The sequence below is a fragment of the Leeuwenhoekiella palythoae genome, from assembly GCF_900130045.1.
Lineage (GTDB): Bacteria > Bacteroidota > Bacteroidia > Flavobacteriales > Flavobacteriaceae > Leeuwenhoekiella > Leeuwenhoekiella palythoae.
Genome location: NZ_FQXT01000001.1, coordinates 101,560 through 113,600, shown reverse-complemented (window position 1 = coordinate 113,600; position 12,041 = coordinate 101,560). Strand labels below are relative to the sequence as shown.

The 12,041-nt window shown below is 38.6% G+C and carries 11 protein-coding genes; 4 read left to right on the top strand and 7 right to left on the bottom strand.

Translation table 11 applies throughout. The features are described 5' to 3' along the window. Positions 1–63: 63 nt before the first annotated feature. Positions 64–951 (top strand): anti-sigma factor, encoded by an 888-nt coding sequence (locus BUA96_RS00505; RefSeq protein WP_072979233.1) that lies wholly within the window; start codon positions 64–66, stop codon positions 949–951. Between the two features lie 74 nt (positions 952–1,025). Here the strand turns inward: BUA96_RS00505 and BUA96_RS00500 are convergent, their stop codons facing one another. Beyond that, positions 1,026–1,760: an XRE family transcriptional regulator gene (locus tag BUA96_RS00500; protein ID WP_072979231.1), complete on the bottom strand. Its 735-nt coding sequence runs from the start codon at positions 1,758–1,760 to the stop codon at positions 1,026–1,028. 387 nt (positions 1,761–2,147) lie between these two features. Here BUA96_RS00500 and guaA point away from each other — a divergent pair, with 387 nt between their 5' ends. The 3 genes from guaA to BUA96_RS00485 all read left to right on the top strand — a co-directional run bounded on the left by guaA (position 2,148) and on the right by BUA96_RS00485 (position 6,145). Next, positions 2,148–3,680: a glutamine-hydrolyzing GMP synthase gene (gene guaA / locus BUA96_RS00495; RefSeq protein ID WP_072980417.1), complete on the top strand. Its 1,533-nt coding sequence runs from the start codon at positions 2,148–2,150 to the stop codon at positions 3,678–3,680. An 80-nt stretch (positions 3,681–3,760) separates the two neighbouring features. Beyond that, complete coding sequence (locus tag BUA96_RS00490) at positions 3,761–5,737, top strand: LysM peptidoglycan-binding domain-containing protein (protein WP_072979229.1); 1,977 nt, start codon at positions 3,761–3,763, stop codon at positions 5,735–5,737. Positions 5,738–5,740: 3 nt separating this feature from the next. Then, on the top strand, positions 5,741–6,145 hold the full coding sequence (locus tag BUA96_RS00485) for an OsmC family protein (RefSeq protein ID WP_072979227.1): 405 nt from the start codon (positions 5,741–5,743) through the stop codon (positions 6,143–6,145). Positions 6,146–6,249: 104 nt separating this feature from the next. Here the strand turns inward: BUA96_RS00485 and rplT are convergent, their stop codons facing one another. From rplT to BUA96_RS00455, 6 genes are all read right to left on the bottom strand, one after another. Beyond that, on the bottom strand, positions 6,250–6,594 hold the full coding sequence (gene rplT / locus BUA96_RS00480; RefSeq protein ID WP_009780461.1) for a 50S ribosomal protein L20: 345 nt from the start codon (positions 6,592–6,594) through the stop codon (positions 6,250–6,252). Between the two features lie 109 nt (positions 6,595–6,703). After that, positions 6,704–6,901, bottom strand: a complete 198-nt coding sequence (gene rpmI / locus BUA96_RS00475) for a 50S ribosomal protein L35 (RefSeq protein WP_009780460.1) — start codon at positions 6,899–6,901, stop codon at positions 6,704–6,706. 118 nt (positions 6,902–7,019) lie between these two features. Further along, positions 7,020–7,571: a translation initiation factor IF-3 gene (gene infC, locus BUA96_RS00470; RefSeq protein WP_072979225.1), complete on the bottom strand. Its 552-nt coding sequence runs from the start codon at positions 7,569–7,571 to the stop codon at positions 7,020–7,022. Between the two features lie 22 nt (positions 7,572–7,593). Beyond that, positions 7,594–9,540, bottom strand: a complete 1,947-nt coding sequence (gene thrS / locus BUA96_RS00465) for a threonine--tRNA ligase (RefSeq protein ID WP_072979223.1) — start codon at positions 9,538–9,540, stop codon at positions 7,594–7,596. Positions 9,541–9,663: 123 nt separating this feature from the next. Next, the gene (locus BUA96_RS00460; protein ID WP_072980414.1) at positions 9,664–10,995 is read right to left on the bottom strand and encodes a DUF58 domain-containing protein; all 1,332 of its coding nucleotides are present in this window, start codon (positions 10,993–10,995) and stop codon (positions 9,664–9,666) included. A gap of 8 nt (positions 10,996–11,003) precedes the next feature. Continuing rightward, complete coding sequence (locus BUA96_RS00455; protein ID WP_072979221.1) at positions 11,004–12,041, bottom strand: AAA family ATPase; 1,038 nt, start codon at positions 12,039–12,041, stop codon at positions 11,004–11,006.

The window sequence follows — 12,041 nt, the reverse complement described above, 5'->3', positions numbered from 1 at the left end:
TGAAATTTTTTAAACAGAACATCGTTTTACATTTCAGAAACAACTTAAACTAAAAGAATTCTTATGAAAAAAATAAACCTTTTACTACTTGCAGTTTTAGCGATATTCGCTTCTTGCTCAGGTGATGATACCGTAGCAAGATCAACGGTAACTATTGATATTTCTGGTCTTGAGCGCTTAGAAAATGGTGCTGAATACCAGGCTTGGATCTCTAATGGTGCCGAAGTGATTTCACTAGGTAGATTTACTGATGTAAATTTTCCAAAGAGTTTTGAAGCACTTACCGGAGACGTTGAGGGTGCTACGCAATTTTTGTTAAGCGTAGAACCGGGCAATGATTCCAGCACTGAAATTAGTCAGTCTATTTTGTTGAGTGGAGATTTTGTAGGGAATGCAGCTACGGTTGATGTTTCTCAGAATTTTGGTTCGTATACCAGCGCGTCTGGTCAGTTTGTGCTTCAAACGCCTACAGATAATGTGAGCACTAATGAAAATAGCGGGTTATATTGGTATGTACCAGCAACAGGACAACCGGGATTAAAATTACCTACTTTACCGGCAGGATGGAAATACGAAGGCTGGGTAACCGTTCCGGGGGCTAGTGGTGACGTGGATCTTTCTACTGGAAGATTTACTAACGTGAACAATGCTGATGAATCAGATCCTTTCAGTTTAAACATAAACCCTGCACCGGATTTTCCTGGTGAGGATTTCATCAATGAAAATGTGTTGAGTGCATATGGGGTAAATACATTGCCTAACCTAGTAGGGAAGCAAGTATTTATTACAATTCAGCCTATTTTTGACAACACCAGCAGCTCTTCTTCTATCAGTCCATTTGTATTGCGTCCTCTTGTAGGTACTGTGACGCAGGAAGCAGGATCTAGTGTAACGAATACAATGCAAATAAACACAGCATCGTTTCCGGTAGGTCGTGTGACACGTGATTAATTCTGTGATTATCTTAAAATAAAAAAAAACCGGCTAATTGCCGGTTTTTTTTATTGGTTATAATTTAGTAGCGCTTAAACTAGTTTATTGATTTTTTCAATGAGTTTGCTCATATCACTTTGAAGCTTGTCAACCTGACTTTCTAAATGCTGCACACGTTTATTGGCATCCATATCCACAACATTTAACGAGCTGGTGATTTTACCTCTGACTACTAATATTTCAAGAATATTTTTAAGGTTATAGCTTACACTTTCGTACTTGCTGTTATCGCTTATCAATATTATGGCATCGTTAGGTAAATCTTTTTTTATACGTTTGGTTAAAACCGATTTTGCAGTTACAATTACCGCTACAGAACCGTCTAAAATTTCGTTTAGATCATCTGTATGTTGTGTAATAAGAATATCACCGTGCATTAGGGTAGGCATCATACTGTCACCTTCAACTTCAAAAAGTTTTTGATCTTTTGAAGGTTCGTAGCCCGGCAGTTTAAACATGTCTAAGGTTGACATCCATTGTTCATTATCACGGTTTTCAATAAAACCTGCTCGAGCTTCCACATTAATTAATGGTACAAATCCATTTGTTGAGTTCATCATAATAGAATTATGAGAACCTTTTAAAATGCGATCTGTAGGAACACTGTACAATTTACTAAGCGTGAGCAAGTGTTCGGTCGTGATTGAATTCTGACCGTTTTCAATTAAAGAATAGGCGCCCTGAGTGATGCCGAGTTCTTCGGCTACTTTCTTTTGTGAAAGCGAAGCACCTTCCCTGAGGGATTTAAGTTGTTTTGATACTGACATTTTAGATTAGGTTTAGGGAACATCTAATTTCTTCAAATATAAAGATTAAATAAGATAATATTGTTTTTAATTATATTTTTAAGCAATAATTCTATTTTTCCAAGATAACTGAAGAACTAATACGTTTAAATTCTTAAAAAACGTTAAATAGTGATAATATAATAATGATAAGATGATTTTCTGTAAGATTTAACCGTTTAAAAAGACAGTGCAAAAGTTATTTATCGATAGAATAGCTTTGATAGTCTACCTACAAAAAGAAATTGAGATTATGCTAAAAAATTGAATTTCAAGTAGCTAATATAGCCGGAAGATTGTTGACTAAATTGTGTAAAAGAACCTTAGGTTTTGATGTTTTGAAAATAGATAGAAATGCTATTTTTGTTTATGCAAAATAACGTACTCATTCTAGATTTCGGATCGCAGTATACCCAGTTAATCGCCAGACGTATACGGGAACTCAATATCTTCTGCGAGATCAAACCATTTAACAATTTACCTGATGATTTAAGCAGCTATAAAGCTGTGATTTTATCAGGCTCTCCATCATCAGTTAGAGCAGAAGATGCTCCGCACCCTGATTTATCTCAAATTAGAGGGAAAAAGCCTTTGCTTGGGGTATGTTATGGAGCGCAATATTTGGCGCATTTTCACGGTGGTGAAGTGGGGCAGTCCAATACCAGAGAATACGGTAGAGCTAATCTTTCTATGATTAAAGAGGATGAAGCGTTTTTTGAAGGTGTAGAAGTAGGAAGCCAAGTTTGGATGAGCCACAGTGATACGATTAAAGCTTTGCCTGAAGGTTCGGTGAGACTTGCAAGTACGCACGATGTAGAAAATGCGGCTTACAGAATAGGAGGAGAAGAGACCTACGCAATTCAATTTCACCCAGAAGTATATCACTCTACAGACGGTAAAAAGATTTTAGAGAATTTCTTGATCAATATTGCTAAGGTTGAACAAACCTGGACTCCCGATAGCTTTGTTGAAAGCACCGTAGCGCAATTAAAGAAAAAGGTAGGTTCAGATAAAGTAATTTTAGGCTTGTCTGGCGGAGTAGATAGTTCAGTTGCAGCAATGCTTTTGCACAAAGCGATTGGTAAAAACCTGCACTGTATTTTTGTAAATAACGGACTGCTAAGAAAGAATGAATTCCATGACGTATTGCAACAATATGAAGGCATGGGGTTGAATGTAAAAGGCGTTGATGCTTCTGATCGTTTTTTAAGTGCATTAGCGGGTAAGAGTGATCCTGAAGAGAAGCGTAAAACCATCGGTCGTGTATTCATCGAAGTTTTTGATGATGAAGCGCATATGGTTGAGGATGCAAAATGGCTGGCTCAGGGTACGATCTACCCTGATGTGATCGAGTCTGTTTCTGCTACCGGAGGGCCTTCGGCAACAATAAAGTCGCATCATAATGTAGGCGGTCTACCAGATTTTATGAAGCTTAAAGTGGTGGAGCCTTTGCGAATGCTTTTTAAAGATGAAGTTCGTCGAGTGGGTGCAAGTATGGATATGAACCCTACTTTATTAGGAAGGCATCCATTCCCTGGACCTGGCCTTGCCATTAGGATTCTTGGGGATATTACACAAGAGAAAGTACGTATTCTTCAAGAGGTTGATGCTATATTCATAAACGGATTACGTGATTGGGGATTATATGATCAGGTATGGCAAGCTGGTGCTATGTTGCTGCCTGTAGATTCGGTTGGAGTGATGGGAGACGAGCGTACCTATGAAAAATGTGTTGCCTTGCGTGCTGTAGAAAGCACAGATGGGATGACCGCAGATTGGGTAAACCTGCCTTATAATTTTCTTCAAAAAGTTTCAAATGATATAATAAATAAGGTTAAAGGCGTTAATAGAGTAGTCTATGACATCAGTTCTAAACCACCCGCCACGATTGAGTGGGAATAGAAGATTTAACAGCGTTTAAAACTCATTTATATGGCAATACCTCATAATTTTATGAGGTATTGGTGTAAAAAATAAACACAATGAAAAACATATCAATTCTTTTCGTAGTCATTTTTGTAGTGTTCAGTTGCTCGAGTATTGGGCAGCAAAAATATGCAAGTCATCAAGTGCGGGAAGGTGAAACAGTATCTAGTATTGCTAACAAATACAACGTTACGGTTTATGAAATTTACAGACTGAATCCTGAAGCTAAAAGCAAATTGTATCCTGGTCTGGTCTTGATTTTACCGGGAGGCGAGTCAGCACCCGGCGGATCAGAAATTTCTGCAGACGGAAAGTTTATACTGCACACGGTGGCTAAAGGCGAGACATTGTACAAGCTGTCTAAAAAGTATGATGTGGCTGAGTCAGAGATCAAACGGTATAACAAGCATCTTTACAGCGCAGAGTTGAGAAGAGGCGAAACGGTAAAAATTCCTAATACTACTGAAGCTGTAGCAGAAGACGATTCTGCTAAACCAGCGGTAACAAACAGAAAGCATATTGTAAAGCCTAAAGAGACTAAATACGGTCTTGCTTCTATGTACGGTATTACCATTGCTGAATTGGAACAAATGAACCCAGAAATTAAAGAAGGTTTGCAAATAGGAACTATTTTGAATGTTCCGGATAAATCATATGCTAAAGATGCGGTGCTTGAAGAGAGTAAGTATGGTTTTTATGAGGTTAAACCCAAGGAAAACTTTTTTCGACTTACCCAACGTTGGGATATGACCGAAGATGAATTGATCGCTTTAAATCCTTCTTTAAACGACGGACTTAAAAGCGGAATGATTTTAAAGCTTCCGAAGGAAAAACTTAGTAATACTGCTCTAGACGTTACCGGCGAGGCTACACGTTTAGCGGATAATTTAACTAACAGATCAACCAAGAATATAGCCGTGATGTTGCCTTTTAATCTTGGCAAAACAGTTGTAGATACCGGTGATGTTCGAAAAAAAGTACTTAAAAATGATCGGGTAATGAATATTGCTCTTGACTTTTATAGCGGGGCATTAATGGCTATTGATTCGGCAAAAGCTTTGGGTATTTCTTCGAATTTATATGTGTTTGATACGCAATATTCGAGAGGAGATGGTAAAGCAGGTAATGATCGCAAAATTGAGCAACTCATCAATAATGGAGATTTTAATAAAATGAATGCTGTTATTGGTCCGTTGCTTACGTCTAATGTCGAAAAAGCAAGTCAGTTATTAAGAGATCGAGCCATACCGGTGGTTTCTCCAATCGTGCCTAATGTAAGTATGCGCTCTAATATGTTTCAATCGCGTCCCGATGATGAGATTTTGAGAGAGCAAATGCTGCGTTACATTAAGCAGGAAGGAAAAGGTAAAAATATAATTGTTATTGCAGATTCTAAAAACACAGGTATTAAGTCGAAACTTCTAGATTTATATCCAAGCGCTAAAGTGGTTTTTCCGGAGTCTTCAGATAGCGGCTACTATTTAAGAGCGAGTAATCTTACCTCTAAACTTTCAGAAACTATAGATAACTGGGTGATTTTAGAAAGTAATGATATTGCGTTAATCAGTAGTGTAACTACAAGCCTGAGTACGCAAGCGGCAAGTAAAAAAATCACTTTATTGACTACAGACAAAGGTTCAGCATATCAGAGTGATGATATTTCAAACATTACCTTAATGCGTCTTAATTTTCATTTCCCTTCTGTAGCGCGTAGCTATACCGAAAATCACGCAGGTTTTGTTCAAGCTTATGCGGATAAATACGGATATGTTCCCAACAGTTATGCGGTGCGCGGTTACGATCTTACTTTTGATACTATATTGCGTCTTGCGGCTGCAGAAAGTCTTTATGATGCTGCAGATGCGGGTTATATTACACAATACGTTGAGAATAAATTTAAGTATGTGCAGGATCCGGTTTCGGCGGGTTATTTCAATACTGCAGCTTATATTTTAAAATATGGAGAAAATTTAGAGGAAATCGTTGTTGAAATCCCCTCTGATCAAGGATCTTCATCTTACCTAAAAAACTAAATCATGACAAGTAAAGTAGTATATCTGGGTAATTTACGTACCGAATGTGAACACGTTAAATCAGGTAGCACGTTTATCACCGATGCTCCAACAGATAATAATGGAAAAGGAGAAGCTTTTTCTCCTACCGATACTGTAGCGACTGCTTTAGCAAGCTGTATGCTTACGGTAATGGGTATTAAGGCTGCTCAGATGGAAGATGTGCATTTAGATGGTTCTACTGCTGAAGTGACTAAAATAATGAAAGCAGAGCCTCGTAGAATTGCTAGAGTAGAAGTGAAGCTGAATTTAAAAGGAGTGGCTGATGATAAAAATCGAAAAATTCTAGAAAATACTGCAAGAACGTGTCCCGTATTAAATAGTTTACATCCTGATATGGAAAAGGAAATCATCTTTAACTGGATGTAATTGAGTGGAGCTTGTTATAAAATAACATCAATAAAAAAGCCCGATCAATTTGATCGGGCTTTTCATTTCTAAGCGGAAGTATTGTTTAATTAGGCGTTATAGCCTTATTTTACTTTATTTACGATTGCTTCAAAAGCTTCTGGGTGATTCATTGCTAAATCTGCAAGTACCTTACGGTTAAGTTCGATGTTTGCAGCTTTAACTTTACCCATAAACTGAGAATAAGACATTCCGTGCATACGAGCACCCGCATTGATACGAGTGATCCATAACGTACGGAAATTTCTTTTCTTTTGACGACGGTCACGGTATGCATAAAGCATAGCCTTTTCCACCGCATTTTTAGCAACTGTGTAGACGTTTTTACGTCTTCCAAAGTAACCTTTGGCTTGCTTCATTACCTTTTTTCTTCGGGCTCTAGAAGCAACTGAATTTACTGATCTTGGCATAATTTAATTGTTTTTGTAGCAGGCGGGTGACAAGCACCACTTTTAAAACTCTAATTTTTTCGTTTTGCCCAACTCCAGGGTTTATAAAATAATTTAACCGGTTACGTGCTTATTTAAGACGTAACATAATTTTCACATTATTCTCGTCAGCTTTGTGTACCAAAGTGTCGTGAGTTAACGCTAGCTTACGTTTCTTAGACTTTTTAGTCAAGATGTGACTCTTAAACGCGTGCTTTCTTTTGATTTTACCAGTACCTGTAAGCTTAAAACGCTTTTTAGCACTGCCTTTTGTTTTCATTTTAGGCATAATTCCTAGTTTATTTAATTATTCCGCTTATTACTGTTTGTTGTGATTTTTTTAAATCAAAACAATCCCGGCCTTTCTAAAAAGGTCGGGATTTATATTTTAAAAAGTCTAATGACTTTTATTTACTTTTCTTAGGAGCCATAAACATAATCATACGTTTACCCTCCAATTTTGGCATTTGTTCAACTTTACCATATTCTTCAAGATCTTGTGCTAAACGAAGCAATAAAATCTGACCTTGATCTTTATAGATGATTGAACGCCCTTTAAAGAACACATACGCTTTTAATTTAGCTCCTTCTTCTAAGAACTTGAGTGCGTGTTTCTTTTTAAACTCGTAGTCGTGATCGTCTGTGTTAGGACCAAATCTAATTTCCTTTACGACCACTTTAGAAGCTTTAGCTTTAATTGCCTTTTCACGCTTCTTTTGCTCGTAAACAAACTTTTTATAGTCCATTACCTTACAAACCGGTGGATTGGCGTTAGGAGAAATCTCCACTAAATCCAATTCCAGTTCTTGAGCGATTTCCAGTGCTTTGCTGGTAGGATAGATATCCATCTCTACATTATCGCCAACAAGGCGCACCTCACGTGCACGAATTTTTTGGTTGATATTGTGTTGGTCTTGCTTTTGGACTCTTGCGGGTCCTCTTGATCTTTTTCTACGTATTGCTATGGCTATATAATTTTAATTAAACTTCAAATTTTTTCAATGTCTTGGAGATTTCAGCATCAATCAGTTCAGCAAATTTTGCAACTGTCATCGTTCCTAAATCTTCTCCACCATGTTTACGTACAGAAACCGTACCATCATTGGCTTCTTTCTCGCCAATTATTAACATGAAAGGCATTTTCTGCATTTCTGCTTCGCGAATCTTCCTTCCCATAGTCTCTCCACGATCATCTATCGTGGCACGTACGCCATGATTTTCGAGCAAAGTTAATACTTTTTGAGCGTAATCCTCATAGTTTTCACTGAGTGTTAACACGGTAGCCTGTTCTGGCATCAACCAAAGTGGGAAATTTCCACCGGTGTGCTCAAGCAAAATAGCAACAAAACGCTCTAAACTTCCAAAGGGTGCTCTGTGAATCATCACCGGGCGGTGTTCTTCATTATCACTGCCTTTGTAGGTGAGTTCAAAACGTTCAGGAAGATTGTAATCTACCTGAATGGTTCCTAACTGCCAGCTACGGCCTAAAGCATCTTTTACCATAAAGTCTAACTTAGGCCCGTAAAACGCAGCTTCGCCGGTCTCTACGACATAATTTAAACCTTTAGCTTTAGCGGCATTAATGATCGCATTTTCGGCTTTTGCCCAGTTCTCATCAGTACCTATATATTTCTCCTTATTCTCAGGGTCTCTTAAAGAAACCTGAGCGGTAAAGTTTTCAAAACCTAGTGAACCAAATACATAAAGTACAAGGTCAATTACTTTCATGAACTCATCATCCAGCTGATCTGGCGTACAGAAAATATGCGCATCATCTTGTGTAAACCCTCGCACTCGTGTAAGTCCGTGCAATTCACCGCTCTGCTCATATCTGTAAACCGTACCAAATTCAGCATAACGCTTAGGAAGATCACGGTAACTCCACTGCATCGCATTATAGATCTCACAGTGATGCGGACAGTTCATAGGCTTCAGTAAGAACTCTTCACCTTCTGCCGGTGTCGTAATTGGCTGAAAGCTGTCTTCTCCATACTTCGCATAATGCCCAGAAGTCACATAAAGTTCTTTTTGACCAATATGTGGAGAAACCACCATCTCATAACCAGCTTTTTTCTGAGCAGCCTTTAGGAAATTTTCAAGACGCTCACGCAAAGCGGCACCTTTAGGCAGCCATAATGGCAGTCCTTGTCCTACTTTCTGTGAAAAAGTAAAAAGCTGAAGCTCTTTTCCTAGTTTTCTGTGATCGCGTTTTTTTGCTTCTTCAAGTAATTCTAAGTATTCTTTTAAGTCTTTTTGCTTCGGAAATGAAATACCGTAAACTCGGGTAAGTTGCGGCTTGTTTTCATCGCCTCTCCAGTACGCTCCGGCAACGCTCATTAATTTAACCGCTTTTACAAAACCGGTATTGGGCAAGTGACCACCGCGACATAGATCTGTAAAGGTATCGTGATCGCAGAAAGTGATCGAACCATCTTCTAGATTTTCGATCAATTCTACTTTATACGGATTTTCCTGTTCTTGATACATTGCCAGCGCATCTGCTTTAGAAACACTGCGCATTGAAAACTCGTGTTTTCCGCGAGCGATTTCAAGCATTTTATCTTCAATCTGCTTAAAGTCGTTCTCGCTGAGGGATTTTTCACCAAGATCTACGTCGTAGTAGAATCCTTTGTCAATTGCAGGACCAATCGTAAGTTTTACTCCCGGATACAATTCTTCTAAAGCTTGCGCTAAAATATGCGCCGAAGAATGCCAAAAAGCTTTTTTTCCTTCATCATCATTCCAAGTAAACAAAACAAGTGCACCATCCTCGGTAAGTGGGGTGGTGGTCTCAATCGTTTTGTTATTGTATTTAGCAGAAATAACATTTCGCGCCAAGCCGGCACTTATGCTGTTTGCAACATCAAAAGGTGTTGCTCCGCTTTCAAATTCTTTTACGCTGCCATCTGGCAAAGTAACTTGGATCATAATAAAATTTTAGGCTGCAAAGATAAAGGCTTTTGCGAGAAAATTAGATAGGAGTTATTCAAAAATTTATAGAAGATTTTAAGCGCTTCAAACGTATTAAATAGTGTTTGTTTTATCGAAGCATTACAGAATTCCGCGCGCTTTTATTTCCAAATATTTATTGATGGTATTCACGGTTAAATCTTCAGGCTTGGTAAGTACGGTTTGAATACCGTTTTTTTCAAGTTCCTTAACCATTAACTTCTTCTCATAGTGCATTTTTTGGGCAATCGTCTTATGATAGATCTCTGGTGTATTCTGAGCTTTTGTAGCGATTAGATCTTCAAGTTCCGTATTTTCGAATAAAATAACCACCAGGACGTGCTTTTGCGAAAGTCCTTTTAAATAGGGCAATTGGCGTTGCATCGCGCTGCTATGCTCAAAATTAGTGTACAAGAGCAATAAACTGCGGTGGGTTATTTTTCGCTTTACTTCAGCATATAATCTACCAAAGTCACTATCAAGAAAATTTGTTGAGATCGAATAAAGGACTTCAAGAATAGTATTTAAATGCGTTTTTTTGCTGCTGGCTGCGAGATGATTGTGTATGGTATTGCTGAAGGTTAACAACCCGGTTTTGTCGTTCTTCTTTAATGCTATATTACTGAAAGCAAGCGAACTGTTTATCGCATAATCGAGTAGGGTAAGGCCATTGAACGGCATTTTCATCACGCGGCTGGCATCTATGATGGAGTAGACAGGTTGTGATTTTTCGTCCTGAAACTGATTGATCATCAGCTCGCCACGCTTAGCGGTTGCCTTCCAATTTATGGTACGCACGTCATCGCCACTCACATATTCTTTGATCTGCTCAAACTCCATCGTATGACCTATACGCCTGATTTTTTTGAGACCAAATTGCGTCAGTTTATTATCAATCGCCAGAAAGGCATATTTTTTCATCTGAATAAATGAAGGATACACTTTGACCTCTTGATCTTTGCCGAAAGTAAACCTGCGTCTGGCGAGATTTAAAGTGGAATTGACATAGATATTCAGGCGTCCAAAAGTATAGACTCCGCGTTCTACCGGCCTTAATTGATAGTTGATTATAGTTTTTCCGCGAGACGGAATGCTTCCGGTTTTTAGAAAATCGCGTTTTTGAAACTGAACAGGAATTTCATCAATCACCGAAATACCAATAGCAAAATTAAACTTGCTTTGAATCGCTAAGGGGACTTCGTTAAGATCACTATTAGAAAATTTTTCAGGAAGCTTCCGCGATGCGTTTATTCCTTCCTTATTTCTAAAAAGTAGTACGACATCAAATAGAAATGCGACACTTAAAAAAAACGTTCCTAAGAGCGCTATGCTAAAAAGCGTATGCCACCAGTAGGAGAAAAGAAAGAGTACGATAAGCACAGCGAGTATAAAAAATAGTCGCTTACCGAGATAAAGATTTTTTATGAAGTTAATGATGCGCACTAACGAGGGACTTCAACAGATTGTACTAACATATCGATAACGGTTTCCGGAGTCATACCTTCCATCTCGCGTTCTGGAGAGAGAATAACCCGATGTCGTAAAACCGGAGTTACGGAGCGTTTTACATCTTCTGGAGTCACAAAATCTCTCCCGGAAATCGCAGCAAATGCTTTTGCAGCGTTCATAATAGATAGGGAAGCACGAGGCGATCCTCCTAGATATAAATGCGGATGCGTACGTGATTTTACCGTGATCTGCGCGATATAGTTGAGTATTTTTTCTTCTACTAGGATCTTACGGGTTTGCTCGCGATATTCTTGAAGTTGCTCTGGTGAAAGTACACTATTGATGGCTTCTGCTTGTGAGCCGGTACGCTCGTTTTGTGATTTAAGAATTTGAATTTCATCTTCAAGGTCGGGGTAATTCACTTTGATCTTGAATAAGAAACGGTCAAGTTGTGCTTCGGGAAGGGCGTAAGTTCCTTCTTGTTCAATAGGGTTTTGTGTGGCTAAAACCATAAAAGGTTTTTCTAATTCATAACGATGCCCATCTATGGTGATCTGGCGTTCTTCCATCACTTCAAAGAGTGCAGCCTGAGTTTTAGCCGGAGCGCGGTTGATCTCATCAATTAAAATGATGTTAGAGAAAATAGGCCCATGCTTGAATTCAAAATCACTGCTTTTCATATTTAAAACCGAAGTTCCCAGAACGTCACTTGGCATTAAATCTGGCGTAAATTGAATACGACTAAAGTTGGTGTTCAATGTTTTGGCAAAAAGTTTTGCGGTAACCGTTTTAGCAATTCCCGGAACACCCTCGATCAAAACGTGACCATCAGAAAGCAGAGCGACGATCAACAGTTCTATAAACTCGTGCTGGCCTACAATCACTTTTGCAAGTTCAGCTTTTAAAGCAGCTACATTGTCACGTAATTCTTCGAGCGGAATTCTGCTCTGAAACGCTAAGTTTTCTGAAGCTTCATCCGTTGAATCTTGAGGTGTATTTTGATTTTCAGGGTCCTTATAGGATTCTTCCAT